This is a genomic window from Ruegeria sp. BB7, assembly GCF_056539365.1.
This window is the reverse complement of sequence record NZ_JBQFUV010000001.1, coordinates 860,525-886,754: the sequence shown is the minus strand read 5'-3', so window position 1 is coordinate 886,754 and position 26,230 is coordinate 860,525. Positions and strand designations below refer to the sequence as shown.

The following is a 26,230-nucleotide window of genomic DNA, read 5'->3' as shown; positions in this document are numbered from 1 at the left end:
TGCGTATTACTCATCGGAAAGCCTCAATTGGTGTATCGGTTGTGCTAGATTGTCTCTTAACTCTCTGTGAATGTTGGTAAATTTATCGGCTACACCTAATTCTGTCAGCGTGGTTGAGCAGTCCATCAATTCACGCATCTCCTGCCGTCCATCGCTTTCACACTGAAGACGGATCAAGTCCTGTAAGACCCGTGTCAAACGATTGCCAGCCTCCAGTGCTTCAGTTTCAGATAGTTCCAACAGGAAGTCATCAAGGCCGTTGTTCTTCAACATACGCGACAAAAGTCTAAACTTTTTTAGTGGTGCTTCGCGCTCTGCAATACTTGGGAAAACCTCGGCAGTTTGGGCGACAAATTCCAAAAGATCCCACGGACCGGAGTCTGCTTGAATTGCTAAATCAATTTCTTCGGCCCGCATTCGTGTGATGAGGGCGTGCTTTTCGACACTTTTGCTACCCTTACGATCCAGGAGTGCTCTAGACTGCTGAATTTCAAGCATGCGTGTCTGGAGCAACCTGATTAGATGTTCCAGTCGTCCATCGATTGCAGCGGCATCTGATTGAAGTTTGAACAATCTCCTGCGACCTACTCCCTCTAATGCTAGATTCGCCATCTTTTCGTCCAACTCGCGTTTAGACCGAGCCTCCTGCTGAATTTTGAAAAGCAACTGGTTAAAAATGACGATCTGGCCATGCAGGAAAGCTGGTCCAGTTACCCGGAAGCGACAGAGCGCACAGTTGTATTGGTCCCTTTGAATTGGCGCATAATGGGTTTCCCGCAATGGATTTCTACCAGCAGCAGTATCCAAAAAATCTAACGGCGTAGCGCCAACATGACACATTGATCCACCTACTGGGCAGATGCCGTCAGGCATGATGTCCCAAAGATCAGAACTGCTGACCTGCATTTCCTCGATTGCGCGCTTGCTGCCCAAAAAATCGTGGAACAAAAGATCATCAGAGGATGCGTCTTCCTGTGATTGGCGCCGCATTTGGTCGAGAAGAGACGGCATATCATCTTCGAATTCGGCTTTAACACGTGCAGCTTCTTCGATGATTTTGTGGACGTTTTCAGGGGAAGATACAGTGTAGTGCAGAACCATCATCAGTGTCGCGTGCCCGGACAAAAATTCTGCGATAATGTGGAGCGGTACTCCAGCTTCGACGAACGAGGTAATCCCCGCAACCCTTAATCCGTGTAACGTATAGATTGCCTTAAAATCTTCACCGCTTCGCCTCACCAGCTCGACATCAATATTGTCATCCCGAAGTTGCCTCTCAACCTCTTGGAGAAGCAGATTCCAAAAGCGAGACATTCGAGAATACGTTTCCGGTTCAGTTCCACCTGGAGCGCGAAAAAGGTATGTGTGTTTTTTGAGATTTCGAACGTCGCCTTGAATTTGTCGAGATGGTTCTGACAGCTGAGCGCGTGTTCGAAAGTGTAGTTCGGGATCCCAAATTGCATTGAATTTGCGCTGCCATTTAGACAATGAGCCGAGGCGTTCTAATATGTACTGGTTCTCCCAAGGGATTTCATAGCCGCGTTCCGCATTGCCATCACCTTTAAGCTCTGTCTTGTTGGTGTTAATGAAAAGGCCTGTGATGGAAGAGCCGAGCGGATTGGCGATCTTTCGGATCGCCCCCTCGCGGCGCCCTTTCTGTGCCAGAGGGTGGTCATTTTTGATCCATGATTTGGCATCGATATCCCAGATCTCTTCGTCGGCTTCCCCGGAGTCCAAAAGTGCAGCTTGCAAGTTTCTGAGGGGAACCTCTAAGAGCAAATCCACGACGGTTGGAAGTACAGGCGAAAACCGAGATTCATATTTGCCCGTCTCTGGATTCAGAACCCTCGCTTGGCACATTCTCAGTGCTCGTGCAAAGGCGTAGTCATCTGCCCGAAGTACTTCTTTTGTTCGTTCTAGAATCATGCGAGGCAAAACCGACTTTGTGCTTTTGCCAGTGGTTCTGTTTCCTTTGAGACCAACGATGTCAGTTTCTCGAAAGGGATTCTTTTTGTCTTCCAGGTTCAGGTCAAAGGCGCGATTATCGAGCCACCAGTCAAAGAACTCGCGCATTTTATTGATGCGTGACCGCCTTCGCGCCTCAGTGGTATGTTCATTCAACCATTCAAAGAAACACTCTTCGTTTTTTTCACTCGCGGCGATCCGTTTTATGTGGTGTCGCTCTACGTCACCGGGTTTTAGCAGTGGGTTTTCGCGTTTTCTGTTCCAACTGGCAAAGGCACGCAAAGCTTGCGTTTGATCCCTTAGGTTGTTGTTCGGGAGCGTGTTGATCCAAGCCTGAGCATCAGTCCGCCAAACTCCAAAGCGTGCATCACCATGCTCAGGTTCGGTCATCCACCAGAGATTTTTATCCGTCAGTTTCTTTCGCTGAGTTGCGGCGCGCTTTTTCGCATCAACTTCAGGGGGAGTCCACATTGGGTTTTTTGTTTTGGTGGACTCGACCATGGCCCGAAGTATTTTGCCAGCTTCCGCTCGATGTCGGGCTGAGCGAAAGGAGTTGGTTTCAATAATTGCGCCGACAAGATCCTCACCAAACAGGAGGGTGTCCGGTAGTCTTAGCGCGTTTGCCAGCCAATAGCCGCCTGAAAATGTTTCATTTCCCCGTCGAGCAATTTGGACCAGTTGATAAAGAGGGTGACGGTCTGAAAGTCGCGGCCCGGCACGAACCCAAACTTGATCCGTTGTTGGAAAGCAAGGGCCAAGTGCGACGTTTTCCGCAGCCAGTTCTGAACAGATCCATCCAGCGGCTCCCCTTAATCGAGTCTTTGTTTCAGGCCTGACACTTGGATCTTCGGCCACAGAGGCGATATGCAGAAGCGTTTCATCCAGCACTTTCAATACATCAGTTATCGATTCTGCGGTTGTAAAACGCTCGGGAAGGGATCGGACAGTTTCGTCACTCCTGCCAATTGCATGGTTGTTTTGAGCTTTTTTTCTTGTGGTCCAGGCGTGTTCGACCCACTTCTGACCAAGTGCCTTCCAACGACTTAGGTCATAGTTGGTGATCGCTAGTTTGTTGCGATCCATGTTAAACAGAGAGCCTTCCTGAAACTTGGAGGCTCGGGGAGTGATCCACTGAAAATCAGCAGTAGCATGCTGTGTTAACGAAGTTGCGAATTCATTCATTTTTTAAGTCCGTTGCCCAGGCAGAGAGTAAGCCCGCGGGATCTTTCTTGTTCATAAGCATGAGATCCATTGCATTTACGCCGGTAAGGCTGGGGTGACTTTCCTCAGCCAAGAAACGACTTCTAGCTTCGGTTAGTTTCTTGTTCACAGTATCCGCTGACGGGCGGGTATAAACCCGTTGGCTTAGAGGTGATTTATGGTGCATTGCGTACTGAATTATGCGTGGTGGAACATCCATATCAACGAGCGCCTGACCATATGCATGGCGCAAACCGTGAGGATTAATTCCTTGTGCGGCATCAGGTTTCATTCCGATGCGTTTCAAAGCCGCTTTCCAAGCGTCTTGAAAAGAGTGAATTTTCCAAGGTTGGCCAAATTCATTGTCTGACAACGACACGAATAAATAAGGATGACGAACTTCAGAAGGTCGCACGGAATCCCTGTATTCCAAAAACAGACTCATGAAGAGTTGTCGCCACTTTGGATCGATAAAATAAACCTCAGTTCGCTGCAATTTTTCGTCGTCAACCAAAAGCTCTTTCCAACCCGCAAGTTCATGGTTTGTTGCGCCTAACTCATTACGAGGAAGCCGACCATATTGTTCGAGAAGATACTGTCTGCGCCGTACGGCGGTTCGCCCGTAACCACTTACGACACCGTCACTTGGGTGATAGAGGTAGACCTTTCCTCCTTTTTCGAACGGTCTGACATCGTCCAGCCAAATGTGAAAAAGTTCTGACTCACGCAACCCGCCGCCAACTAGGAGGCAGAGGCTCATCAAAAGATTGATATTGTACTCGTTTGCAATTCTGGAACCGAAAGCCCTTTTCTTTCTGGTGAGCTTACAGCCTTGAAATATCAGAGTCTCAAGGTGAGATCGAGGAAATGAATTTGCACTGCCTTCCTGAGACAACGAGTGAGCCGCGAAGCCTTTTCGACGGTTGGAAACCCCGCGGTCACTCAAATGATAAAGCAGGGAATTCTTTCTTGTACGCTCAAAGGCGACGGCAGAAGCTGAATGTTTTGCAAATTTGGAGGCGCTCAAAAAGTTGCCTTCAAGGTGGTCTTCGAGAAAGTTAAAGAATCTACGTAAATTCTTCTTAAGGTTTGCAAATCGGGTGTTTGTCATTCCAACCCATCGCAATTCTAGTGGATCGGAGCCGTCTTCTCGAATGGTGCCATGCTTGGATGCCCTCAGGAAGGCGTGAACAAAATTATTTGCCTGAGCCTGAGTATCTGTCGATGCGTTTGTGATGCGATAGAACTCGTATAGACGGCCAATATCACCGGCTGCCTTTTGCTGCCAACTCGTGCTCATACCTGTTTGGTCTGAATCACATAAATAGGCATACGCCTCGAAGAGTACGTCGCCACCGCCTTCGGAAACGAAAATCACCGGAGTTTTATTGGCGCCGGTGTCAGGTGTGCTCATCCAAACGATATGATGATGACGATACATGTTCAAATACCCCTAGGATTGGAGTATATTATACAACCCTAAAGCACATCAAGAACGAATGCGGAACAAAATTTGAAGCAAGCAATTTCTTCAAGAATTAGTGAAACAAATTTGTGTTTCTGAGTATCCTCTAAAGCCCTATAGAATGCGCCTCATCCACGAAAACACAGGCGACCTTGCCTTGGCTCAGTCGCGCTTTGATCATCACAAAGATGTTATCTCCAGCCACGAAGGTATCTGCGTCAGCGGATATCCCGATCCGTGAGGCGATCTTGCCGACACCGGCGCGCCCGTCCAGCGCCGCGGTCATCAGATAGGTGTCCATGCCTCTCTCACGATAGTTGTGCGAAGCCTGCAGCAACACGGTCGATTTGCCCGCGTTCATGGTGGAATAATTGAAGTAAAGCTTTGCCATGCGCCCGGGTCTAAATGGCAAGACCAGTCTGGGCAAGGTACCAAAAGCCGTTAAAGATGCGACGCCGCCGTTGTTGTTGCAGGGGCAGAGCGTATGCTCAAAGGGGATGGATCCCCCACGCCTACAACAGCGACGCCGTCGGCCAACATGCGGCCTACAAAGTGCGAGGCTGAAATAGCGCCCCGCAAGCACTCGTTACCGGCCGGAACGGCCGCCACTCACTCACAAAACCCCTGCATATCTGAGGGATAGCCAATATATGACATTTCAATTATGACTAGAGTATGGGAAATTTCCTGTCCCTTTCCCCCGCAATGGCAGATGTTGTGGGTGAGGCAGGCAGCAAAGGTAATAACATGGCAGATATCGGGGCTTATCTGAAAAAGCATACAGAAGCATTGGTCAAAGATGTCGGTATCGAATCTGCGTGTGAGATCACCGGCAAATCCAAGGCGACACTGGGGCGGTATTATTCAGACAACGCAGAACATGCCGACCGGTTTATGCCTGTCGATGCTGTCGCTCGGCTTGAGGCCGTATCCAGCTATCCGCACGTCACGTCGGCGCTGGCCGATCTAAAGAACATCACCTTGTCCTATGACGGTCGCAACTCGGACAAACCGCGCACCGGAGGGGTGAACTCAGACGTTATTGCGTTAAGCCAGCGCTTCGCAATGCTGATGACCGAGTACCAAGCCGCCATCGAAGACGGGATCATCACCGTGAATGAGGCCAAGCGTCTGCTGAAGGAAACCAGCCAGTTGCAACAGGTTCTGATCGAGATGAAGCTGCATCTGGAAGAGGAAAGCGTGAGCTAGGGCTGATCGCTAATCTTCCTGTGAGGAACGGCTGCGGACACGGTCTTTGAACACCTGATTTGCGGACAATCCACTCTTTCGCTGCGCCAGCGCCAATGCCGGCATCAGTCGTTGCCGGTGGGAATGTCGCCAATCTTCCTTGCCAAGACGTTGCCTTGTTTGATCACCTCGATTGTTGGCTGATCGGGAAGCTTGCGATCAACAGGAGGGGTGTCATCCAAAACGTTAAAGCGAACCCACTGACATAACCTCCAAATCGCGAGATGACCACCATAGTGTTCCCACTGCAGAGGTTTTCCATCGAGGTCTGACGTTGCCAAACGGACCACATCTCTCACCTCGAATATCTGGTTTCTGCAGTCATCGTCGATTGACCATGTCGGTACCAGCATGTGGTGCGAGAATGCATTTCTGGTCAGTCGGGCGATTTGGTAAGCGGCTGCCACCTCGGGGTTTTCATGGCTTCTTGCGTTAGGGACATGTTCCGCGAATGCTTGCCGCATTACCGAGGACATGACGAATGTCGAAACAAACTCAAGTGTTGGAGCTGCATACTCAACTTGATCTTGCCGAAGACCAAACTCTTCCCAAGTGGATGTGTGCCTTCCGAAGGACTGTGAAATTGGTGCATCCAGCGGCAGGGTTTCAAGAGTTGCGTGAACACTGACAATGCACGCTAGACGAAACTGCTGCTCGGCCAGTTTCAACAAGTTGATGTGGTGTTCCTTGGTAAGCGCCATACCCAATTGTCGCACGCCTCAGTACAATGAAAAAGCAGGCATTCGCTTCATTACAGAAACTGAGTAGGTCTGGGCTCAAAGCAGTCAGTCAAACAATCTCTTGCGTGAATTCGGGAAAACCGACCGTCACCCGTGTCGCTTCACGATCACCGATCCTACTGAATACCCGGCACCGAACGAACAGATCAGCCCGACATCCCCATCCACCAGATCATCCGAGCACTTGGAAAACGCGATGATCGACCCGGCTGACGATGTGTTGGCATAGTCCTGCAGGATGTTGGGTTGCTCTCCCGCTTCTGGCTCACGGCCCAGCACCTTTTTACCGATGAAATCGTTCATCGTCTTGTTGGCCTGATGTAGCCACAGGCGTTTCAGGTCGCCGCTGGCCACTCCCTCGGATGCCATGTGGTCCGAGATATGTTTGCTGACCATCGGCAGCACTTCCTTGAACACCTTTCGGCCGTTCTGCATGAACTGCATGTCGCGCCGATCAACAACGCCATCGGGGCGCGAGCGGCGCAGGAAGCCGTTGTTGTTGCGGATATTGTTTGAGAACGACGTGGCGCAGCGGGTCGAGAGGATTTCGAAATGCGGCCCCGTCGCGTCTTCGATCCGTTCGATCAGGGTGGCGGTCGCCACATCGCCAAAGATGAAATGGCAATCGCGGTCGCGCCACTCCAGATGGCCCGAACAAATCTCGGGGTTCACCACCAGCGCCGACCGGACCGAACCCGAGCGGATCATGTCCGCTGCCGCCTGAATGCCGAATGTGGCCGAGGAACAGGCGACATTCATATCGAAACCAAAGCCTTTGATCCCCAGTGCCTGCTGAATCTCAATCGCTATCGCGGGATAGGCGCGTTCGTGGTTCGATGCAGCGCAGATCACCAGATCGACATCCTCGGCACTGCGGCCCGCCTGCGCCAGTGCCTTTTTGCAGGCATCCACGGCCATCTCGGTCATGATGCCGGGTTCGTCATCCCCGCGCTGGCTCAGCTGGGGATGCATTACGTCCGGGTCCAGAACGCCGGACTTGTCCATCACATAGCGGTTCTGGATGCCCGATGCCTTGAGGATGAACTCTTCCGAAGAATGCTGAATCGGCTCGACTTCACCCGCCGCAATTGCATCCGCGTTTTTGACGTTTTGCTTGTCGGCAAAGGCGTTGAATGCGGTGACGAGTTCGGCGTTGGTGATGACGTTCTCGGGTGTGAAAACACCTGTGCCGGTGATTGCGGGCGTATACATGGCGGGTCCTGAAGGTATCGAATTTGCTTAAAATGCAGTTGTGGCAGGCTTTGATCAAGGGATGGTGACCCAACGGAACATACGGGTATTCGTCAAATTTAGGTTCACATCTTGAATAGTTCATAATATGAAGTATGTGGCCTGTCAGACTCACGCGGGAATTTTTCATGCAAGACGATATCAGCACCAGGCTTGGCCGCCTAAGCCCGGAAATCCAGTCGATCATGGGGGTGTATGCCCTGTATTGGAAACTGGAAGAGACGTTCAACTGCATGGAAACGGACCTGAGCCATCCGGAATGCCACATGCTTATCAAGCTCGACCAACCCAAGCGTATGGGTGTTCTGGCGGCGGATATGCTGAGCGTTCCATCGACCATCACTGCTACGGCCGATAGTCTGGAAAAGGCGGGGTACCTAATCCGTGAACGCGACCCTGATGACCGCCGTGCTTGGCTGTTGGTTCTGACCGATCATGGTGAAGATGCCCGAGACATGTTGGTGTCCGAGGCCGGGGATCTATTTCGCCGTGCTTCTGGACTGACTGCCGAAGAAACTGTCGAATTCGCGCGACTGGCGCGTAAAATCCGAGACAACATCCTGAAAACAGGAATTCCCGAGGGATTGACGAAATGAAACTCCTCTCTGTTCTGACTGCGGCTTTGATCGCACTGACGACGCCGGTTCTTGCCCAAAACACGGTTAAGCCGGTCAAGCTGATGCAGGTGCGTGAAACCGCGCCGGGCTTTTCACGGCAGTTTTTTGGACGGGTTGCAGCGCGGCAAACCGTTGATCTGGCCTTTCAGGTATCTGGTCAAATCGTCGAGATGCCGGTGACCGAAGGCTTTGTAATCCCCAAGGGTGAGTTGATCGCGCAATTAGACAAGGCTCCGTTTCAGCGTCGTTACGACCGCGCAGTTTTGCAAAAGGATCAGGCAGACCGCACCGTGGCCCGCCTGTCGCGTTTGCGTGGCACCGCCGCCAGCCAAGTGGCCGTGGACGATGCCGAGACCGAAGCGCAACTAGCCGATATCGCTGTGCGGGATGCGGAATATGACCTAGAGCACGCCACTCTGACCGCGCCGTTCGACGCACTGGTGTCCAGCCGGGCGGTCGAAGCCTTTACCACCGTGTCCGCTGGCGCGCCCATCGTTCGCATCCACGACATGTCCGAGTTGCGGATTGAGGTCGATGTGCCTGAAATTCTCTTCCAGCGCTCTGGTCAGGAAGAAGACATCTCGATCACAGCCAAGTTCCCGGTCAGCGACGAGGTGTTCCCTCTTCAGGTTCGTGAATTTGACGCTGAAAGCTCGACTGTCGGGCAGACCTTCCGCATCCAGTTTGGTCTGACCCCGCCCGAAGGGCTGCAAATTTTGCCGGGTTCGTCCGTGACTGTGAATGTTCAGGTGCAAGATGGCCGAACCGGTATCATCATTCCTGCGTCAGCCATTGTGGCAGGCGCTGATGGTGCGCTGGGCGTCATGGTGTTTTCGCCAACGGGAGCAGATGAAGGCACCATCAGGCACGTATCTGTCACTATCGAACCGACCCAAACCGGCGAAGTTCGGGTGCTGAGGGGCTTGTCGGATGGCGACGAAATCGTTGTCGCGGGTGGAAGTGCGTTGACCGATGGACAGGCCGTGCGCCGCTTTGCCGGCTTTGCGAATTGAGGGCGGACAGATGAACATTGCGCGCGCCTCAATCGACCGGCCGATCTATACGTGGCTGATCATCCTGATTGCCCTGTTTGGGGGCATCTGGGGATTTCTGTCGCTGGGTCGCCTAGAGGATCCGGCCTTTACCATCAAGAACGCCGTCATAGCCACGCAATACCCAGGCGCAACAGCGGAAGAGGTTGCGTTGGAGGTATCGGAACCATTGGAATCAGCCATTCAGCAGATGGGCGAGGTCGATACGATCACCTCGGTCAACCAACCTGGATTTTCGCTGATCGAGGTCGAGATCAAGTCGACCTATGATGGCACAGAACTGCCCGAAATCTGGACAAAGCTGCGGGCCAAGGTGCGCGACGCGTCACGCACCTTGCCGTCAGGGGTGAGCCCGCCATTGGTGAATGACGGATTCGGCGACGTGTTTGGCCTGTTTTACGCGGTCACAGCCGAAGGGTTTTCAGACGCTGAAAAACATGAGCTATCCACCTTTTTGCGGCGCGAATTGCTTACCGTTCCCGGTGTGGCGGATGTCGAGGTGATGGGTTTGCCGGACGAGGCGATCTTTGTCGAACCAGATCTGGCCATTTCCGTGAACCAGAATGTCCCCATCACAGCCATCAACGAGGCGATCGCCAACGCGGATTCGGTGAATGCTTCGGGCTCAGTCCGGACGGAAAATGACCGCACCACGATTCTGACCGCCGAAGGGTCGGACACCGTGTCGGCCATCGCCGGGTTGTCCCTGGGATCGCAAGGGCAGGTAATCAATCTTTTCGATATGGCGCATGTTTCCAGAGGGCGTCAGACAGACCCCGAGGTCATGATCCGGTTCAACGGCACCGAGGCGTTTACGTTGGGCATCGCGGGTCTTTCGACCGAGAACATTGTCGAAGTAGGCCAACGAGCCGATGCAAAACTCGCCGAGCTGGATTCACAGATTCCATATGGAGTTGAAATCCTGCCAATCTATCAGCAGCACGTGGTGGTCGAGCAGGCCTCGAACGACTTTCTGGTAAATCTGGCCTTGTCAGTTAGCATCGTGGTTGCGGTGCTGGGTATCTTCATGGGGTGGCGTGCAGCCGTTGTCGTTGGTTCAACCCTGTTGCTGACGGTAGTGGGGACGCTGCTGTTCATGTCGATCTTCTCAATTGAGATGGAGCGGATTTCATTGGGTGCCTTGATCATCGCGATGGGGATGCTGGTGGATAACGCCATTGTTGTCGCTGAGGGGATGCAGATCGCCATGCTGCGAGGCAAGAACTCGCGTGATGCAGCGGACGAGGCGGCCTCGAAGACGCAGATCCCACTGCTTGGGGCAACGATCATTGGAATCATGGCGTTCGCCGGGATCGGGCTCAGCCCTGATGCGACGGGGGAGTTCCTGTTCTCGCTGTTCGCGGTAATCGGGATTTCGCTGTTGCTCAGCTGGGTTCTGGCGCTGACGGTGACACCGATGCTGGGCCACTATTTTTTCAAGCAAGGCGAAGTGGGTGCAGTGGATGCCTATGGTGGCATCATGTTCCGCGTCTATGGCGCGATCCTAAGCTGGGCGCTTCGGATGCGTTGGCTGGTGATTGCCGCATTGGTCGGGGTAACGGCGGCATGTTTTGCTGGCTTTGGGCTGGTGAAACAGCAGTTCTTTCCTGACTCGAATACACCGCTGTTCTTCGTGCATTACAACCTGCCGCAGGGCACGCCCATCGCTCGTACGGCCACGGATATGGCTGTGTTCGAAGATTGGCTGAATGAGCGGGATGATGTTGTATCTGTCACCACCTTCGTAGGGCAGGGCGCGACCCGGTTCCTGCTGACATATTCGGCTGAAAAACCAAACCCCAGCTATGGGCATATGATTATCCGTACTGAAACGCTGGATGACATTCCGGGGCTGCAGGCGGATCTGGAAGCTTTTGGTCAGGCACAATTCCCCGAGGGTAAGTTCCGCACCAAGCGCCTGATCTTCGGCCCCGGAGGCGGTGATCCGATTCAGGCGCGGTTCTCGGGCAGTGATCCGGCGGTGCTGCGCGCGCTGGCGGATGAGGCCGTGCAGAAAATGAGTGAGGCCTCACCAAACGCTCTGAACGTTTACCACGATTGGCGCGAGCAGGAACTGGCAGTGCAACCGATCTACGCGACTGAACGGGCCCAGACCGCCGGCGTCTCGCGTGAGGACATCGCAGCAACCTTGCAGTTTTCAACGGACGGGATCGTTGCCGGTGAATTCCGCGAGCGGGATCGCCTGATCCCGATCATCCTGCGCCGCCCTGCGGACGGGGATTATTCGATTGTGGATCAGGTCGTGTTCTCGGACCAGTCCGAGAGGTTTGTCCCGGTCGAGCAAATGGTTGATGGGTTCGAATACAAAGCGCTTAACACGCTGGTCCATCGTCGCGATAGGGTGCTGACGATCACCGTGGGGGCTGATATCCCGCCAGACATGACGGCGGCACAGGTCCACTCCGAGGTGCGCGCGGCCATCGAAAGCATGGAACTGCCGCCGGGCTACCGGATGGAATGGGGCGGTGAATTTGAGAACGCGGGTGAAGCAAATGAAAGCCTCGGGCGCCAATTGCCGCTCAGCCTGCTGATCATGGTGTTGATCTCGGTTCTGATCTTCAACGCGGTTCGACAACCGATTATCATCTGGCTGCTGGTGCCGATGTCGGTGAACGGGGTCGTGATTGGCCTGCTGGGTACGGGCCTGCCGTTTACCTTCACAGCGTTGCTGGGGCTACTGAGTCTGTCGGGGATGTTGATCAAGAACGGCATCGTGCTGGTCGAAGAAATCGACTTGGTCCGCGAAACCGGCAAACCTTTGCGTGAGGCAATCGTCGAGGCCTCGGTCTCGCGTCTGCGTCCTGTGATGTTGGCGGCGATTACCACCATTCTGGGCATGGCACCGTTGCTGACGGATGCGTTCTTCCGTTCGATGGCGGTGACGATCATGGGGGGATTGGCCTTCGCCACGATCCTGACCATGGTCGCGGCTCCGGTCTTTTACCTCGTGTTGTTTGCGCGGGATGAAAGGCGAGAGGCGGCGAAGGTCTAGATGCTACCGGGCGGCCGTTTCAGTCGCCCGGATCTTCTACCGGGTCGTAGTGGTAGTAAAAACAGGACAGCTTGTTGCCGTCGGGGTCGCGCAAATAGGCGACATAGAAATCAGGTGCGTAGTAGTCTCGTGTGCCCGGAGCGCCTTCATCAGCTCCACCGTGTTCTAGACCAACCGCATGGAACTGCCGAACCTGTTTGGCGCTGCGGGCAGGGAAAGCCACCATCGTCCCATTGCCCACGCTCGCGGCTTTACCGTCAAAGGGTGTGCATTTCCAAAACCCGGTTCCGGCATCAGGCTCTGTTCCCCAACCAGCGCGCCCTTCGGTCCACCCCGGAAGGCGCGGCTGGTTTAAAACGGAAAAGATCGCGTCATAAAACCGAATGGCCCTTGGAAGATTGTTGGTTCCGTATGTGGTGTAAAGGCGCACAGCTCCCTCGTTTGGCTTAGGTCCTCATGATGGGACCAGGCCGAGCGCAGGGAAAGCGAAAACAGTGCTGCGTACTTTGTTAGATCAGAGGGATCAGCGGGACATCACACGCGGTAAGCGTCATCATTGCGGCAAAAGCCATAAACCTAAGCATTTCTTGTTCCTTCTGCTCGTTTGCAGAAAAAATGCGCGCCCGATGACACAAGGTCAACGGGCGCGGACTAATTGGTTCAAAATGCGCGGATTTCGCCGCTAGCAGAGCCGGTCAGCCTTGTAGCGACTTCACCTCGACATCCCCTTCGGCCTGCGCCTTGATCGCCAGCGCAGCGGCATGGCTGGCGGCGGCGGTTGTGAAATAAGGTATCTTGTCATAGAGCGCGATCGAGCGGATGGATTTGCTATCCTCAACCGCCTGAGCACCCTCGGTGGTGTTCATCAACAACTGTACCTGACCGTCTTTCAGCATGTCGACCACATCGGGGCGGCCTTCATAGACCTTGTTGACCACATCGCAAGGGACCCCCTGATCAGCCAGCCAGCTTTGGGTGCCGCGGGTTGCAACCAGTGTGAAGCCTTGTTCAACCAACACCTGAGCAGCCTCTAGCATGGCGGCTGTCTTGTCGGCATCCTTGATTGAGATAAATGCGCGACCCGAGGACGGCAACACCATCCCGGCGCCCATCTGCGCCTTGAGGAAAGCACGCGGGAAGTCGCGATCCCAGCCCATGACCTCACCGGTTGAACGCATTTCCGGGCCAAGAATGGTGTCGACACCGGGGAAACGGGCAAAGGGCAGAACTGCTTCTTTCACCGAGAACCACGGCATGTCCGGGTCGGCCAGTGTCATCTGGTCGGCGATCTTGGTGTCGTCGACAGTCTTGTAGGGCGGGCGTTTTGGGAAGTTCGCCAGTTTTTCGCCCGCCATGATGCGCGCCGCAATCGAGGCAATCGCGCTGTCGGTGGCTTTGGCGACGAAAGGTACAGTGCGCGAGGCGCGCGGGTTAACTTCGATCAGATAAATCTCGTCATCCTTGATCGCGAACTGCACGTTCATCAGGCCCACAACGTTCAGCGCCTTGGCCAGTTTGAATGCCTGTTCCTTGATCTGCTCAATGATCTCTTTTGACAGCGAGTAGGGCGGTAGCGAGCAGGCCGAGTCGCCCGAGTGAACACCAGCCTCTTCGATATGCTGCATGATGCCCGCGACGTGTACGTCGGTGCCATCGCACAGTGCGTCTACGTCCAACTCAACCGCACCGGCCAGATAACTGTCCAGCAGAACCGGGCTGTCGCCCGAGACCACAACAGCCTCGTTGATGTAGCGCCGCAGCTGATCCATATCGCGCACGATTTCCATCGCGCGACCGCCCAGAACGTAAGAGGGGCGGATGACCAGCGGGAAGCCGATCTCTTCGGCAATTGCCAGAGCTTGTTCGTCGGTCGAGGCAATGCCGTTCTTGGGCTGTTTCAGGCCCAGATCATTGACCAGCGCTTGGAACCGCTCACGGTCTTCGGCAAGGTCAATCGCATCCGGCGTGGTGCCGAGGATCGGAATGCCTTCGGCCTCAAGCGCGTTGGCCAGTTTCAGCGGGGTCTGGCCGCCGAACTGAACGATCACACCGTGCAGCGTGCCGTTTTCCTGTTCTTTTGTCAGGATTTCCATGACGTGTTCGAAGGTCAGCGGTTCGAAATACAGACGGTCCGAGGTGTCATAGTCGGTGGAGACAGTCTCGGGGTTGCAGTTGATCATGATGGTTTCATAGCCCGCTTCGGTCAGCGCGAAACAGGCGTGACAGCAGCAATAGTCGAACTCGATGCCCTGACCGATACGGTTCGGGCCACCGCCAAGGATGACAACCTTCTTGCGGTCGCTCGGGCGTGCTTCACATTCAACTTCACCCATCATCGGGGCTTCGTAGGTCGAATACATGTAAGGTGTCTGAGCTTCGAACTCGGCGGCGCAGGTGTCGATGCGTTTGAACACGGCGCTGACGCCGAGGTTGCGGCGGGCGCGGCGGACGTTGTCTTCGTCGCGACCGGTCAGATTGCCCAGACGCGCGTCAGTGAAGCCCAGCATTTTCAGCTTGCGGATACCTTCCTCGGTCACCGGCAGACCGTCTTTACGGACCTGACGTTCGGCCTCGGTGATCTCGCGGATGCGGGCCAGGAACCACGGGTCGAACTTGGTGACGCCGAAAATCTCATCATCCGTCAGACCGTGACGCATGGCTTGCGCGATGGTGCGCAGGCGGTCGGGCGTCTGCTGGCTGATCGCTTTGATCACGGCAGCCTTGTCGTCGGCCTCTTCCCAAACACCAACGTTCAGGCCGGGGATTTCGATCTCGTCAAATCCGGTCAAGCCCGATTCCATTGAGGCCAGCGCCTTTTGCATCGATTCGTGGATGGTGCGGCCGATGGACATGGCCTCACCCACCGACTTCATCGCGGTGGTCAGATAGGGTTCAGACCCCGGGAATTTCTCGAAAGCGAATTTTGGAATCTTGGTGACGACATAGTCGATGGTCGGCTCGAACGAGGCCGGGGTGACCTTGGTGATGTCATTGTCCAACTCATCCAGCGTGTAGCCCACGGCCAACTTGGCGGCGATCTTGGCAATTGGGAAGCCGGTCGCCTTGGATGCCAGCGCCGAGGATCGCGACACGCGCGGGTTCATCTCGATCACGACCATGCGGCCATCGTCGGGGTTGATCGCCCATTGCACGTTCGAGCCGCCGGTCTCGACGCCGATCTCGCGCAGAACGGCGATCGAGCCGTTACGCATGATCTGATATTCTTTGTCTGTCAGCGTCAGGGCAGGGGCCACGGTGATCGAGTCACCGGTATGCACGCCCATCGGATCAACGTTTTCAATCGAGCAGACGATGATGGCGTTGTCAGCGGTGTCGCGCACTACCTCCATCTCGTATTCTTTCCAGCCCAGCAGGCTTTCATCGACGAGGATCTGGTTGACCGGTGAGGCATCCATGCCCGAGCGGCAGAAATGGATATAATCCTCACGGTTATAAGCAACACCGCCGCCGGTACCACCCAAGGTAAAGGCGGGGCGGATGATGGCGGGCAGGCCGATTTCTTCCAGCTCATCCAGAGCCATCTGCACACCGGCGTCCAGATCGGTGGAACCGTCTTCGCGCTTGGGGGCGGTTACGATGGTTGCCTTGGGGTTCTCAAGACCCAGCCGGTCCATCGCCTCGCGGAACAGGGCGCGGTCTTCGGCCATCTCAATGGCGTCGCGCTTGGCGCCGATCATCTCAACGCCGAACTTGTCCAGAACGCCCATCTCTTCCAACGCCAGCGAAGTGTTCAGGCCGGTCTGCCCGCCCATGGTGGGCAGCAGCGCATCGGGGCGTTCTTTCTCGATGATCTTGGCGACAACTTCGGGGGTAATAGGCTCGATGTAGGTGGCGTCCGCCAGCCCGGGATCGGTCATGATGGTGGCAGGGTTTGAGTTTACCAGAATGACACGGTACCCTTCCTCGCGCAGCGCCTTACAGGCCTGTGCGCCGGAATAGTCGAATTCGCAGGCCTGACCGATGACAATGGGCCCCGCCCCGATGATCATGATCGACTGAATGTCGGTTCTTCTGGGCATGGCCTGGTTCCTTTGTTTATCTGCGAGTCAGGGCACCCCCAAGCGCCCAAATTGTCCTGCGTTATAGGGACCGCGCGAAAAGGTTCAAGGGGTATCGGAAACGGCGATGAAATTGCCGCTTTCCCCTCTTTCCCTTGTCGCCGTATTCTCTATACCGCGCAGCACGACAAATGAGGATGCAATTGCGTATTCGTTTCGATCAAGGGCCAGCCGGGCCCGGAACAAGTTTCGACCGGCCAGCCAGCGTGATCCGCGCAGACCAGCCGGACGACGTGCCCCAGGCCATGGCGGCGCTGGATGAGGCGCGCGCGGATGGCGCATGGCTGGCGGGCTATGCCAGCTATGAGCTGGGCTATGCGCTGGAACCCCGTCTGGCCGACCGTCTGCCACAAGACCGCCGCCTGCCTTTGATCTGCTTTGGTGTCTATGACGCGCCCGCGCAACGTGATCTTCCCGCAGCGTCGGGCGGAGTAACTGGTTTTGAACCCCGCTGGGACGAGGCGCGGTATACCCGTGCCTTTAAACAGGTGCATGACGCCATCGGAGCCGGGGATATCTATCAGGCCAACCTGACCTTTCCGATCGACCTGAACGTGGAGGGCGACAGCGCTTCGCTCTATGCTGCATTGGCATCAGGACAGCCAGTGGGCCATGGCGCGTTGGTTCAGCAAGATGGTCTGCCCGATCTGCTCAGCCGCTCGCCCGAGCTGTTCTTTCGCACCGACGCTGACCGAGGGATCGAAACCCGCCCGATGAAAGGCACACAGCCGCGCAGCGAAGATATGGCCGAAGACGCGCGCCGTCGCTCTTTTCTGTCCACGGACGACAAGAACCGGGCCGAGAACCTGATGATCGTCGATCTTCTGCGCAACGATATCAGCCGTGTTGCTTTGCCCGGATCGGTGAAAGTGCCCGAACTGTTCAAGGTCGAGACCTATGCAACCGTGCATCAAATGATCTCGCTGGTGCAGGCGCAACTACATCTGGGCGCGGAACTATCGGATATCCTGACGGCGCTGTTCCCGTGTGGCTCGATTACCGGTGCGCCCAAGATTCGCGCGATGGAGATTCTGTCCGACCTCGAACCCTGGCCCCGCGATATCTATTGCGGAGCCATCGGCTGGGCGGCCCCGGATGGACGGGCCGAGTTTAACGTGGCGATCCGTACTCTGATGGTTGAGGATGGCAAGGCCACGCTGAATGTAGGCGGCGGAGTGGTCTGGGACAGCACAGCACCGTCCGAGTATGAGGAAGCACTATGGAAAGCCCGCTTTGCCCACCAGATGACCCTGACTTCCGCATAATCGAAACGCTGGCCTATCGACCAGGGCAGGGATTTTTACGTCTGGATCGCCATATGGCGCGGATGGCGCGATCAGCCGATGCATTCGGAGTTCCGTACGATGCTGGGCTTGCTGTTGAAAAAATCCACTCGGTCGCTGGGGAAACGCCGCTGCGTTGCCGCTTGACGCTGGCCACCGATGGGCGACTGGACGTGACGACCGGAGCGTTGGCTGACAACCCCGCGGTTTGGCGGGTGGCTCTTGCAGAGGCACGGTTGACCGCGACCGACGTTTGGCTGCAGCACAAGACCACGCAACGCGCGCTATACGACACCGCCCGGGCGGCCTTGCCGCAAGGGATTGATGAGGTTTTGTTCCTGAATGAACGCGAAGAACTGTGCGAAGGAACGATCACGAATATATTTATTCACATGCCAGACGGTCGCCACCTGACCCCGACGCTGTCCAGCGGATTGCTACCGGGCATTCTACGTGAAGAACTGCTGGGTAATAAGCAAGTTACCGAAACCACCCTGACCTTGACCGACCTGAAAAACGCAACAAAAGTCTACATGGGAAATTCGTTGCGTGGTCTGATCCGGGCGGAGTTGGCAGTACAGTGAGCAAACAAACCGATTGGGTGGACAGCGCGAAACCGCATTTGCGCTTGCGATTGGAATTTGGGCTGTTCTTCATCGCCGCGCCTGTGCTTATCGCGGTGTTGTTTCCACCGAACTGGATGTTCCCGTCCCTCTTCACGTTCACGGCCATCGGGATCATGCTGTTGCACTTCACGCCGGGCTTTGCCTGGGCAGAGCTGCGTTATAATTGGCGCAACTGGTCTTGGCGCGAGGTTGTTGTCTTTGCACTTGCCATGACGATTATTTGCGCCGCACTTGTGATGGTCACGCGGCCCGAGGCCGCATTCTTCTTGTTACGTCACCGACCTGAATTTTTGGTGGTGATCTGGCTTGCCTATCCGATCATGTCTGCCCTGCCGCAAGAGCTGCTGTTCCGGTCCCTGTTCTTTCGTCGTTACCACGTGATCCTGCCAAATGGGCGGGCGGCATATCTGCTGAACGCTGCGCTGTTTTCACTGGCTCATTTGATGTATTGGAGCTGGATCGTCGCCATCATGACCTTCGCCGGAGGGCTGCTATTCACCTGGGCTTATCGTCGGCGCGGGTCGTTTTTCTATGCCGTCCTGCTGCATGCAATTGCGGGAAACATCATCTTTGCTGCAGGGCTGGGTATCTATTTCTACTCGGGCAATGTGCAAAGGCCGTTTTGACGGTGCGACCTGCCTTGACTTTCCAAGCCTGACAGGGTGTATCGGCGCGACGAATTCTGCGCCCGAAGGGATATGATCCATGCACGCCTACCGCAGCCACACCTGCGCCGCTCTGACCGCCGCCAATGTCGGTGAAACCGTCCGCCTGTCTGGTTGGGTGCATCGTGTCCGAGATCACGGCGGCGTGCTGTTCATCGACCTGCGTGACCATTTCGGTGTGACACAGGTTCTGTGCGACGGTGACAGCGCAGCTTTTGCTGAGTTGGAGAAAGTGCGCTCTGAATGGTGTATCCGCATCGACGGCACTGTCAAAGCGCGTGCGCCGGAGCTGGTGAACCCAAAGTTGCCGACCGGCGAGGTCGAAGTTTACGTGCGTGAGCTTGAAGTGCTGGGTGCCGCCGACGAATTGCCGCTGATGGTGTTCGGAGATCAGGAATACCCCGAAGAAACCCGCCTGCGCTATCGCTATCTGGACCTGCGTCGCGAGGCGATGCAGCAGAACATGACCCTGCGCTCGGACGTTGTGGCCTCGATGCGCAAACGCATGTGGGATCAGGGTTTCCGCGAGTATCAGACGCCGATTATCACTGCGTCGTCGCCCGAAGGTGCGCGCGACTTCCTGGTGCCCTCGCGCCTGCATCCGGGCAAGTTCTATGCGCTGCCGCAAGCTCCGCAGCAGTTCAAGCAGCTGATCATGGTGTCGGGTTTCGATAAGTATTTCCAGATCGCGCCCTGCTTCCGTGATGAAGACCCGCGCGCCGATCGTTCGCCGACCGATTTCTACCAGCTTGACCTTGAAATGTCGTTCGTCGAGCAGCAGGATGTGTTCGACACGATCCAACCGGTCCTGACAGGCGTGTTCGAAGAGTTCGGCGGAGGTCGCAAGGTTGATCAGGAGTGGCCGCAGATTTCCTATAAGGACTCGGCCCTGTGGTACGGCACCGACAAGCCGGACCTGCGCAATCCTATTAAAATGCAAGTGGTCTCTGACCACTTCCGCGGGTCCGGCTTCGCGATTTTCGCGAAGTTGTTGGAGCAGGAAGGCACCGAAATCCGCGCCATCCCCGCGCCGACGGGAGGCAGCCGAAAGTTCTGTGACCGTATGAATGCCTTTGCCCAGAAAGAAGGGCTGCCCGGCATGGGTTACATCTTCTGGCGCGATCAGGGCGAAGGAATGGAGGCCGCTGGTCCTCTGGCCAAAAACATTGGCCCCGAGCGCACCGAGGAGATCCGTCAGCAACTGGGTCTGGGCGTCGGTGATGCGGCGTTCTTCTTGGGTGGCAAGCCGAAAGCCTTTGAAAAGGTTGCCGGTAAGGCGCGCGATGTGATCGGCGATGAACTGAACCTGACCGAGAAAGACCGTTTCGCGTTTGCTTGGATTGTCGACTTCCCGATCTATGAGCAGGACGAAGAAACCGGCGCGATCGATTTTGAGCACAACCCATTCTCGATGCCGCAAGGTGGTATGGAGGCGCTGCAAGGTAATCCGCTGGACGTGCGTGGATACCAGTACGATTTGGCCTGTAACGGGTATGAGCTGGTCTCGGGCGCAATCCGAAACCACAAGCCTGAAATTATGCTGAAAGCCTTTGAATTGGCCGGGTATGGTGAAGAAGAGGTCAAATCCCGCTTTGGCGCTTTGTTCAACGCCTTCCACTATGGCGCCCCGCCGCACGGTGGATGTGCCGCCGGGATCGACCGGATCGTGATGCTGCTGGCGGACGAGGCCAACATCCGCGAGGTCATGATGTTCCCGATGAACCAGCGCGCTGAGGATCTGATGATGGACGCGCCCTCCGATCCGACCTCGGATCAGTTGATGGAACTGGGTCTGCGGATCATCCCGCAAGACTGATCAATCACCCGCCGCGTTCGTCGCGGCGGGTTTTTTCTTTGTCGGATGGGTCGTCAACCGAATGGCTGATACCCTGCGCGGCATAGGTGCTTGGTGGATCATCCAGTGGGCAAGGTAGCGATCCACGCGCGATCCTTATGTTTCGCGCCATGGCGCGCGTCTGCGTGTATGCCCATATGCTCAGGATCGCGGCCGTCAAAAAATAAGCCGTCGCCATCTCAAATTGCCTCACGTTGTTCAAGGCGCGCCTGAACGATACCCGCGACCTGAGCGGCCAGCGCGGTCATCGGAGTGCCGCTTGCTCGCGACTCAGCCAATCTCTGTGCGGCCTCTGCCAGAACTGTGTCTTCGGCATCACGTGCAACGCCGCGTATGAACTGGGCCGCATAGTCAAGGGTGCGGCAATCATTCGGCCCGGCCAGCACATCTGCGATATGCGCCATGTCGTCCCGATAGGCCATCGGATCGGGGCGAATAACCTCATCCCGAATGGCGTGCAGGCTGTTGGGACGGCGATCTTCCGGCAGGCTTTCCAGAATGAACTGCTGAAAATGGGAAAGAGATTTCAGCGGTTTGGCCAGAAACCCATCAGCCCCTGCACGCAGTGCTGCTTCCTGTCCATGATCGTCGCCGGACATGGCCAGAATGGCTCCTATTCGTGGCGTCGTTTCGGTGAGTTCCGCGATCAGCTCGGCCCCGGACCCGTCCGGCAGGCCAATATCCACCAGAATGACCGAAGGACGATAAATCTGCAGGTGGCGCCGGGCCGACGTCAGGCAGTCGGCACGGCGGATGCGGGCACCGCTGTGCAGGCACATCAGGCGGATCGCGTCACAGGCATAGCGGCTGTCTTCGACAACCAGAATGGTTTGGCCCAGCAGAGGTCGCGTGGCCGTTGGCTGCGCGGGTGAGGCGAACGGGCTCGAATCGTCCATGTCAGAACTCCTAATCAGCAGATGCCTCACGCTAGGAAGTTCTGGCTAACACGACGTTAACGGCAATTTGGCGCACTTGTTCTTTGACCAAACTACCCCCATAACCGCGGCAACGCAGAACAGAGGAGATTTCCATGATTGGTCGCCTGAACCATGTTGCCATCGCTGTGCCCGATCTTGAGGCCGCATCCGAGCAGTACCGTAGCGCGCTGGGTGCCAAGGTTGGAGTGCCCCAGGACGAGCCTGATCACGGTGTGACCGTCGTGTTTATCGAACTCCCGAACACAAAGATCGAACTGCTGTATCCACTGGGTGACGACAGCCCGATCAACGGCTTTTTGGAAAAGAACCCGGCCGGTGGCATTCACCATGTCTGCTATGAGGTCGAGGACATCATCGCCGCCCGCGACCACCTGAAGGAAACCGGTGCCCGCGTTCTGGGTTCTGGGGAACCTAAAATTGGTGCCCATGGCAAGCCGGTGCTGTTTCTGCACCCTAAGGACTTTAACGGCTGCCTGGTCGAGCTAGAACAGGTTTAAGCCGAAAGAGGCCGTCATGACGATTACTGCTGCACTGGTTTTGTTTGCCGTCATCTGGTTCATGACGCTGTTGGTTGTGCTTCCAATCCGTATCAAGACGCAGGGTGATCTGGGTGACATTGTTCCGGGCACCCATGCCGGTGCGCCGGAAGTGCATCATATGAAGAAGAAAATGTGGATCACCACCGGCATTTCGGTGGTGCTCTGGGCCATTGTCGCGGGGATCATCATTTCGGGTGTGATCTCGGTGCGCGATTTCGACTGGCTGAACCAACTGGAACCGCGCGAGTAAACGTCAGGGCCTAGGCCCTGAAAGCCTGTGGTAGATATGGGTGAAAGTGGCAGCGCCGAGGATCGGGATCACCAGGTTTACCAAAGGCACTGACAAAGGAATGGCCATCAAGGTGCCCGCCAGCCAGATCGTCGCGGAATGTTTGGCGCGCAGTTTGCGCGCTCCTTCACGACCGATCCGCCGCATCGCGGCCAGCGTGAAATATTCTCGACCCAGTAGGAAACCGTTCATCGCCCAGAAGATAAACGGCGCCAGTGGTGTAAAAATCGCATAAAGGATCAGTGCCAGCAGGTTGGCTACGATCAGCACGCCCATGAAACTCAACCCATCGCGCAGCCCTTCGCTGAACGGAATTCCGGGGACTGCTGGCAATGTGGGGTAATGTTTGTCCTCGACCGCCTGTGCGACCTCTTCCAGAAACATCGACGTTATTGCCGATGCTACCGGCACCATCAGGAACACCGGCAGGATCAGCACCACGAAGATGCCCGAGTAGCTCAGTGCGTCGTTCAGCCACGGCACGGCACCAATCCAGGGCAAGGAAATCTCATTCCCAGAGGCTCGGTTGATCAGCCAGATGGCCACGGCGCAGGCCGCGATAAGCAAGATGATCGTCAGACCAACGCCGCGCAGAAGAACAGCGCGAAACTTGGGATCTCCGACCTGACCGAGGGCCGCGAAGAATGCGTTAAAAATCATCACTCGGCGACCCACTCGGTTATGGCCGCAACATCAGGGCGGGGGCGTTCCGGCGGGGCTTTGCTTTCGGTTGCGATATGGATCAGGCCCGCGACGCGTTCATTGTATTGCAAGCCAAAGGCTTTGCGGCAGAACTCAGGATCGTGCGCCTGCCAGCCGGACAGCCAGTTCGCGCCCCAGCCCGCGGCTAGGGCCGCATTCAGCAAGGCAAGGCAGACTGCACCTGCTGAGTAGGTTTGTTCAATGGCGGGTATTTTTTCGGATGGTTTTTGAACCTCGATCACCGCCACGGCCAGTTGGCCCATGTCAAACTGGTTGCGGGCCTTATCGATTTCTTCAGGTGTCTTGCCAAGGGCAATGCCGCGGTCCTGCGTCAGCGCGGCCAGGCGCGGCATCGCGCCTTTCTCCAGTACGATAAAACGCCACGGCTCCAGCTTGCCGTGATCGGGGCTGCGCGCGGCGGCAGTGAGCAAGGGCAATAGTTCGTCCCGAGTGGGGGCCGGAGCAATCAATGTCTTTGCCGGACGAGACCGGCGCGATTGCAGAAATTCCAGGGCGGCCGGATTCTTCAAGGACATATGTTAACTTTCTTTACATGGGCAGTCTGTATCTGGTTGAGCAACTTGCGCGTTTCAAGAGCAATCTGCCGGAGTTGCAGGATCAATTTCATTCCCTGTCCGCACGTGCAAGACTGTTCGCAGGCATGAGGTATAAGATGGCCAAACCCAAATTGCGCAACATTCCCAATTTGAGCGCCCGCGCCACGCCTGGCGAGACGATTGCGGTCAGGGTCACGCCTAAGGCTGCAAAGGATAGTATCGTGATCGACAGCGGGACGATCCGCATCTCGGTTACCGCGCCTCCTGAAAATGGTAAGGCTAACGATGCCGTGCGCCGAATACTGGCAGCGGCAATGCGTGTTGCCCCGTCTGATCTGATGCTGAAACAAGGGCAAAGCGCGCGGGACAAGCTGTTCGTTTATACGTCTTGATCGGGTTTTTCGTGGATCTGATACACACCTTCCGGCAAGTCCAGCGCAGCAGCCAGATCGCGGACCTGTTCCGGAGACAGTGTTATCTTCTGCATCTGGTCGGTGCGGGGGTCCAATTGCTCAAGCGTCACACATTCTGCGAAGCTGTTGATTACAACATCTTCTAGCAAAGGCTTTTCACCCTCATCCACCAGAGTGATGACTGTCGAGTCGAATTCATGCTCAATCGTAAACATAAAGTCAGAGTGCAAGGCGCAAAGGCGCAATGCAACCCGTTCCTGCGCAATCGGGCTGTGGCAGTTCCATTCGGGCCGCGATATGGTTTTTGAAACGAGGTCGCCGTTTCAAAGGATTGTGAATGCGCCGTCTGACATTTCTTGTGTTTCCTCTGATGCTGGCAGCCTGTAGCGCCGGTGCTTTGCGTGTCCAACCAGCGGCGGAATGGTCTCAGGGTTCTGAAGAATTTCAGGTGGAAGCGCCTGCATTTCAAGAGATTAGCCGTGCCGTCGGCAAAGAGGCCCGTGCCGAATGCCAGCGGCAGGCCAGGGTCCGGAACTGCGACTTTACGATACTGGTAGACTTGAATCCACGTGCCCCGGCCAACGCATTTCAAACGCTGGATGATGAGGGCCAGCCGGTCATAATCTTTACCCGTGCGATGATCCAGTCGGCGCAAAATGCCGACGAGCTGGCGTTTGTGATGGGACATGAAGCGGCACATCACGTGTTAGGGCATATTGCCCGACAGGCGGAAAGCGCGCAGGAAAGCGCGGCGATTTTTAATGATCTGGGTAAACTAAATGGCGAGACCGGAAAAGAGCTTGAGCGTTCGCAGAAATTGGGGGCAGAGGTTGGCGTGCAGATGAACGTCAAAGCTTTCGAGTTGGAGGCGGACCAATTGGGTACGATCATTACCCACAATGCAGGCTACGATCCACTGATTGGGGCAAAGTATTTTGATCGCCTTCCCGACCCGGGAGATCAGTTTTTAGGCACTCACCCTCCAAACGCCGAGCGAGTTGATATCGTGCAGAAAACAGCAAAGCAGTTGGGTTTGACGCAATGACTTCCCTGACGCGGCTGGGCGTGATCCTGACGGATCGAGGGTCGAAATATGCGGTGTCGGGCGCGACGGTCAGTACGCGGGCAGATGTTGATGCCGTGCTGCAAGACCTCAAATCTTACAAAGCCTACGCGAAGGCAACACACAACACGTGGGCGGCAGTTCTGCCGACCGGGGCGCTCAAGGCCGACGACGGTGAAAGTGGCGCGGGCATGGTGATTCTGCGCTTGCTCGAACGGGCCGGGCTGGAAAGTCACGTGGTGATCGTGACCCGCTGGTATGGCGGTAAAAAACTGGGTGGCGACCGTTTCCGCCGAGTTCAGGATGCCACCCGCGCCTATCTGGATCATACCGGAGTCGGGCCTTGACCTGAGTCAAAGGCCCGCTTTCTGTGTTCGTCTATCCTGTATCGTACGAACGAGAGGGAGAGGACCGTTCAATGGCCAACCGAGAAATGCTGAAACACCACGCTGGTCTTGTTGACCGGATGGCAAGCAAACTGGGTGTGGATCTGCAACAATCAGCGATTGATGGCGACATTTTGATTGATGAGCTGAGCGACGCAGTGCTGAGATGCACCGATTGTCCAAACCCCAACCATTGCCAGAGCTTTCTGAGCCAGTCGGCCCAAACGCACCAAACACCTGAATACTGCCGCAATCAGGAATTGCTCGGAAAGCTGTTGCCTTAA

General features: G+C 55.9%; 25 protein-coding genes and 1 pseudogene. 14 read left to right on the top strand and 12 right to left on the bottom strand.

Annotation, left to right across the window (positions count from 1 at the left end; translation table 11 throughout):
• Positions 1–6 precede the first annotated feature (6 nt).
• From ACR0D7_RS04400 to ACR0D7_RS04390, 3 genes and pseudogenes are all read right to left on the bottom strand, one after another.
• Positions 7–3,147: a VPA1269 family protein gene (locus ACR0D7_RS04400; protein ID WP_480677894.1), complete on the bottom strand. Its 3,141-nt coding sequence runs from the start codon at positions 3,145–3,147 to the stop codon at positions 7–9.
• Complete coding sequence (locus ACR0D7_RS04395; protein WP_480677893.1) at positions 3,140–4,606, bottom strand: tyrosine-type recombinase/integrase; 1,467 nt, start codon at positions 4,604–4,606, stop codon at positions 3,140–3,142. Before ACR0D7_RS04395 ends, ACR0D7_RS04400 begins: the two co-directional genes overlap by 8 nt.
• Positions 4,607–4,754: 148 nt before the next feature.
• Positions 4,755–5,021, bottom strand: a pseudogene (locus tag ACR0D7_RS04390) (thymidine kinase); the annotation flags it as partial.
• A 356-nt stretch (positions 5,022–5,377) separates the two neighbouring features.
• On the opposite strand from ACR0D7_RS04390, the gene ACR0D7_RS04385 reads away from it, so the two are divergent.
• A complete protein-coding gene (locus ACR0D7_RS04385; protein ID WP_170383811.1) occupies positions 5,378–5,839 on the top strand; it encodes a hypothetical protein in 462 nt (153 codons plus the stop codon).
• A gap of 104 nt (positions 5,840–5,943) precedes the next feature.
• Here the strand turns inward: ACR0D7_RS04385 and ACR0D7_RS04380 are convergent, their stop codons facing one another.
• Positions 5,944–6,579: a hypothetical protein gene (locus ACR0D7_RS04380; protein WP_480677892.1), complete on the bottom strand. Its 636-nt coding sequence runs from the start codon at positions 6,577–6,579 to the stop codon at positions 5,944–5,946.
• Between the two features lie 126 nt (positions 6,580–6,705).
• Positions 6,706–7,830 (bottom strand): beta-ketoacyl-ACP synthase III, encoded by a 1,125-nt coding sequence (locus ACR0D7_RS04375; RefSeq protein WP_480677891.1) that lies wholly within the window; start codon positions 7,828–7,830, stop codon positions 6,706–6,708.
• Positions 7,831–7,997: 167 nt separating this feature from the next.
• On the opposite strand from ACR0D7_RS04375, the gene ACR0D7_RS04370 reads away from it, so the two are divergent.
• The 3 genes from ACR0D7_RS04370 to ACR0D7_RS04360 are packed head-to-tail and all read left to right on the top strand — an operon-like array spanning position 7,998 to position 12,551.
• Positions 7,998–8,465: a MarR family winged helix-turn-helix transcriptional regulator gene (locus ACR0D7_RS04370; RefSeq protein ID WP_480677890.1), complete on the top strand. Its 468-nt coding sequence runs from the start codon at positions 7,998–8,000 to the stop codon at positions 8,463–8,465.
• Positions 8,462–9,499 carry an efflux RND transporter periplasmic adaptor subunit gene (locus ACR0D7_RS04365; protein WP_480677889.1) on the top strand — a complete coding sequence of 346 codons (1,038 nt, stop codon included), beginning with the start codon at positions 8,462–8,464 and terminating at the stop codon, positions 9,497–9,499. Before ACR0D7_RS04370 ends, ACR0D7_RS04365 begins: the two co-directional genes overlap by 4 nt.
• Positions 9,500–9,509: 10 nt before the next feature.
• A complete protein-coding gene (locus tag ACR0D7_RS04360) occupies positions 9,510–12,551 on the top strand; it encodes an efflux RND transporter permease subunit (RefSeq protein WP_480677888.1) in 3,042 nt (1,013 codons plus the stop codon).
• A gap of 19 nt (positions 12,552–12,570) precedes the next feature.
• Here the strand turns inward: ACR0D7_RS04360 and ACR0D7_RS04355 are convergent, their stop codons facing one another.
• Both ACR0D7_RS04355 and carB read right to left on the bottom strand, forming a co-directional pair.
• Positions 12,571–12,981, bottom strand: coding sequence for a VOC family protein (locus tag ACR0D7_RS04355; protein WP_480677887.1), 411 nt, complete (start codon positions 12,979–12,981; stop codon positions 12,571–12,573).
• 265 nt (positions 12,982–13,246) lie between these two features.
• Positions 13,247–16,591 (bottom strand): carbamoyl-phosphate synthase large subunit, encoded by a 3,345-nt coding sequence (gene carB / locus ACR0D7_RS04350; RefSeq protein WP_480677886.1) that lies wholly within the window; start codon positions 16,589–16,591, stop codon positions 13,247–13,249.
• 176 nt (positions 16,592–16,767) lie between these two features.
• Here carB and ACR0D7_RS04345 point away from each other — a divergent pair, with 176 nt between their 5' ends.
• The 4 genes from ACR0D7_RS04345 to aspS all read left to right on the top strand — a co-directional run bounded on the left by ACR0D7_RS04345 (position 16,768) and on the right by aspS (position 21,020).
• Positions 16,768–17,895 carry an aminodeoxychorismate synthase component I gene (locus ACR0D7_RS04345; protein ID WP_480677885.1) on the top strand — a complete coding sequence of 376 codons (1,128 nt, stop codon included), beginning with the start codon at positions 16,768–16,770 and terminating at the stop codon, positions 17,893–17,895.
• Positions 17,850–18,497 carry an aminotransferase class IV family protein gene (locus tag ACR0D7_RS04340; protein WP_480677884.1) on the top strand — a complete coding sequence of 216 codons (648 nt, stop codon included), beginning with the start codon at positions 17,850–17,852 and terminating at the stop codon, positions 18,495–18,497. Before ACR0D7_RS04345 ends, ACR0D7_RS04340 begins: the two co-directional genes overlap by 46 nt.
• Complete coding sequence (locus ACR0D7_RS04335; protein WP_480677883.1) at positions 18,494–19,165, top strand: CPBP family intramembrane glutamic endopeptidase; 672 nt, start codon at positions 18,494–18,496, stop codon at positions 19,163–19,165. Before ACR0D7_RS04340 ends, ACR0D7_RS04335 begins: the two co-directional genes overlap by 4 nt.
• 79 nt (positions 19,166–19,244) lie before the next feature.
• Complete coding sequence (aspS, locus tag ACR0D7_RS04330; protein WP_170573362.1) at positions 19,245–21,020, top strand: aspartate--tRNA ligase; 1,776 nt, start codon at positions 19,245–19,247, stop codon at positions 21,018–21,020.
• 4 nt (positions 21,021–21,024) lie between these two features.
• Here the strand turns inward: aspS and ACR0D7_RS04325 are convergent, their stop codons facing one another.
• Positions 21,025–21,237 carry a hypothetical protein gene (locus ACR0D7_RS04325; RefSeq protein WP_480677882.1) on the bottom strand — a complete coding sequence of 71 codons (213 nt, stop codon included), beginning with the start codon at positions 21,235–21,237 and terminating at the stop codon, positions 21,025–21,027.
• A 1-nt stretch (position 21,238) separates the two neighbouring features.
• On the bottom strand, positions 21,239–21,955 hold the full coding sequence (locus ACR0D7_RS04320) for a response regulator (RefSeq protein WP_480677881.1): 717 nt from the start codon (positions 21,953–21,955) through the stop codon (positions 21,239–21,241).
• A 134-nt stretch (positions 21,956–22,089) separates the two neighbouring features.
• On the opposite strand from ACR0D7_RS04320, the gene mce reads away from it, so the two are divergent.
• Positions 22,090–22,494, top strand: a complete 405-nt coding sequence (gene mce / locus ACR0D7_RS04315; RefSeq protein ID WP_480677880.1) for a methylmalonyl-CoA epimerase — start codon at positions 22,090–22,092, stop codon at positions 22,492–22,494.
• A 16-nt stretch (positions 22,495–22,510) separates the two neighbouring features.
• Positions 22,511–22,786, top strand: a complete 276-nt coding sequence (locus tag ACR0D7_RS04310; RefSeq protein ID WP_170383579.1) for a DUF1467 family protein — start codon at positions 22,511–22,513, stop codon at positions 22,784–22,786.
• A 3-nt stretch (positions 22,787–22,789) separates the two neighbouring features.
• Here ACR0D7_RS04310 and ACR0D7_RS04305 read toward each other — a convergent pair whose 3' ends face one another.
• Both ACR0D7_RS04305 and ACR0D7_RS04300 read right to left on the bottom strand, forming a co-directional pair.
• Entirely contained in the window at positions 22,790–23,485 is a 696-nt protein-coding gene (locus ACR0D7_RS04305) for an EI24 domain-containing protein (protein ID WP_480677879.1), read from the bottom strand.
• Positions 23,485–24,063 carry a nitroreductase family protein gene (locus tag ACR0D7_RS04300; protein ID WP_480677878.1) on the bottom strand — a complete coding sequence of 193 codons (579 nt, stop codon included), beginning with the start codon at positions 24,061–24,063 and terminating at the stop codon, positions 23,485–23,487. The genes ACR0D7_RS04305 and ACR0D7_RS04300 overlap by 1 nt, the downstream gene beginning before the upstream one ends.
• Before the next feature lie 137 nt (positions 24,064–24,200).
• Between ACR0D7_RS04300 and ACR0D7_RS04295 the strand changes: the two genes are divergently transcribed.
• Positions 24,201–24,476, top strand: a complete 276-nt coding sequence (locus tag ACR0D7_RS04295; RefSeq protein ID WP_480677877.1) for a DUF167 domain-containing protein — start codon at positions 24,201–24,203, stop codon at positions 24,474–24,476.
• On the opposite strand, the gene ACR0D7_RS04290 is transcribed toward ACR0D7_RS04295, so the two are convergent.
• Positions 24,464–24,712 (bottom strand): hypothetical protein, encoded by a 249-nt coding sequence (locus ACR0D7_RS04290; protein ID WP_480677876.1) that lies wholly within the window; start codon positions 24,710–24,712, stop codon positions 24,464–24,466. The genes ACR0D7_RS04295 and ACR0D7_RS04290 overlap by 13 nt on opposite strands.
• Positions 24,713–24,834: 122 nt before the next feature.
• Between ACR0D7_RS04290 and ACR0D7_RS04285 the strand changes: the two genes are divergently transcribed.
• The 3 genes from ACR0D7_RS04285 (at position 24,835) to ACR0D7_RS04275 (ending at position 26,230) form a co-directional block, all read left to right on the top strand.
• The gene (locus tag ACR0D7_RS04285; RefSeq protein ID WP_480677875.1) at positions 24,835–25,542 is read left to right on the top strand and encodes a M48 family metallopeptidase; all 708 of its coding nucleotides are present in this window, start codon (positions 24,835–24,837) and stop codon (positions 25,540–25,542) included.
• The gene (locus tag ACR0D7_RS04280) at positions 25,539–25,907 is read left to right on the top strand and encodes a YigZ family protein (RefSeq protein WP_480677874.1); all 369 of its coding nucleotides are present in this window, start codon (positions 25,539–25,541) and stop codon (positions 25,905–25,907) included. The genes ACR0D7_RS04285 and ACR0D7_RS04280 overlap by 4 nt, the downstream gene beginning before the upstream one ends.
• A gap of 71 nt (positions 25,908–25,978) precedes the next feature.
• Entirely contained in the window at positions 25,979–26,230 is a 252-nt protein-coding gene (locus ACR0D7_RS04275; RefSeq protein WP_480677873.1) for a DUF6455 family protein, read from the top strand.

What these genes read in the sequence shown, in the direction of transcription:
- ACR0D7_RS04290 (WP_480677876.1), bottom strand. Translation starts at nt 24,712, where the DNA reads ATGTTTACGATTGAGCATGAATTCGACTCGACAGTCATCACTCTGGTG.
- ACR0D7_RS04275 (WP_480677873.1), top strand. Translation starts at nt 25,979, where the DNA reads ATGGCCAACCGAGAAATGCTGAAACACCACGCTGGTCTTGTTGACCGG.
- ACR0D7_RS04305 (WP_480677879.1), bottom strand. Translation starts at nt 23,485, where the DNA reads ATGATTTTTAACGCATTCTTCGCGGCCCTCGGTCAGGTCGGAGATCCC.
- ACR0D7_RS04380 (WP_480677892.1), bottom strand. Translation starts at nt 6,579, where the DNA reads ATGGCGCTTACCAAGGAACACCACATCAACTTGTTGAAACTGGCCGAG.
- ACR0D7_RS04300 (WP_480677878.1), bottom strand. Translation starts at nt 24,063, where the DNA reads ATGTCCTTGAAGAATCCGGCCGCCCTGGAATTTCTGCAATCGCGCCGG.
- ACR0D7_RS04400 (WP_480677894.1), bottom strand. Translation starts at nt 3,147, where the DNA reads ATGAATGAATTCGCAACTTCGTTAACACAGCATGCTACTGCTGATTTT.
- ACR0D7_RS04395 (WP_480677893.1), bottom strand. Translation starts at nt 4,606, where the DNA reads ATGTATCGTCATCATCATATCGTTTGGATGAGCACACCTGACACCGGC.
- ACR0D7_RS04345 (WP_480677885.1), top strand. Translation starts at nt 16,768, where the DNA reads ATGCAATTGCGTATTCGTTTCGATCAAGGGCCAGCCGGGCCCGGAACA.
- ACR0D7_RS04310 (WP_170383579.1), top strand. Translation starts at nt 22,511, where the DNA reads ATGACGATTACTGCTGCACTGGTTTTGTTTGCCGTCATCTGGTTCATG.
- ACR0D7_RS04325 (WP_480677882.1), bottom strand. Translation starts at nt 21,237, where the DNA reads ATGGCGACGGCTTATTTTTTGACGGCCGCGATCCTGAGCATATGGGCA.
- ACR0D7_RS04340 (WP_480677884.1), top strand. Translation starts at nt 17,850, where the DNA reads ATGGAAAGCCCGCTTTGCCCACCAGATGACCCTGACTTCCGCATAATC.
- ACR0D7_RS04375 (WP_480677891.1), bottom strand. Translation starts at nt 7,830, where the DNA reads ATGTATACGCCCGCAATCACCGGCACAGGTGTTTTCACACCCGAGAAC.
- ACR0D7_RS04385 (WP_170383811.1), top strand. Translation starts at nt 5,378, where the DNA reads ATGGCAGATATCGGGGCTTATCTGAAAAAGCATACAGAAGCATTGGTC.
- ACR0D7_RS04280 (WP_480677874.1), top strand. Translation starts at nt 25,539, where the DNA reads ATGACTTCCCTGACGCGGCTGGGCGTGATCCTGACGGATCGAGGGTCG.
- aspS (WP_170573362.1), top strand. Translation starts at nt 19,245, where the DNA reads ATGCACGCCTACCGCAGCCACACCTGCGCCGCTCTGACCGCCGCCAAT.
- ACR0D7_RS04360 (WP_480677888.1), top strand. Translation starts at nt 9,510, where the DNA reads ATGAACATTGCGCGCGCCTCAATCGACCGGCCGATCTATACGTGGCTG.
- ACR0D7_RS04320 (WP_480677881.1), bottom strand. Translation starts at nt 21,955, where the DNA reads ATGGACGATTCGAGCCCGTTCGCCTCACCCGCGCAGCCAACGGCCACG.
- ACR0D7_RS04365 (WP_480677889.1), top strand. Translation starts at nt 8,462, where the DNA reads ATGAAACTCCTCTCTGTTCTGACTGCGGCTTTGATCGCACTGACGACG.
- mce (WP_480677880.1), top strand. Translation starts at nt 22,090, where the DNA reads ATGATTGGTCGCCTGAACCATGTTGCCATCGCTGTGCCCGATCTTGAG.
- carB (WP_480677886.1), bottom strand. Translation starts at nt 16,591, where the DNA reads ATGCCCAGAAGAACCGACATTCAGTCGATCATGATCATCGGGGCGGGG.
- ACR0D7_RS04370 (WP_480677890.1), top strand. Translation starts at nt 7,998, where the DNA reads ATGCAAGACGATATCAGCACCAGGCTTGGCCGCCTAAGCCCGGAAATC.
- ACR0D7_RS04285 (WP_480677875.1), top strand. Translation starts at nt 24,835, where the DNA reads ATGCGCCGTCTGACATTTCTTGTGTTTCCTCTGATGCTGGCAGCCTGT.
- ACR0D7_RS04295 (WP_480677877.1), top strand. Translation starts at nt 24,201, where the DNA reads ATGGCCAAACCCAAATTGCGCAACATTCCCAATTTGAGCGCCCGCGCC.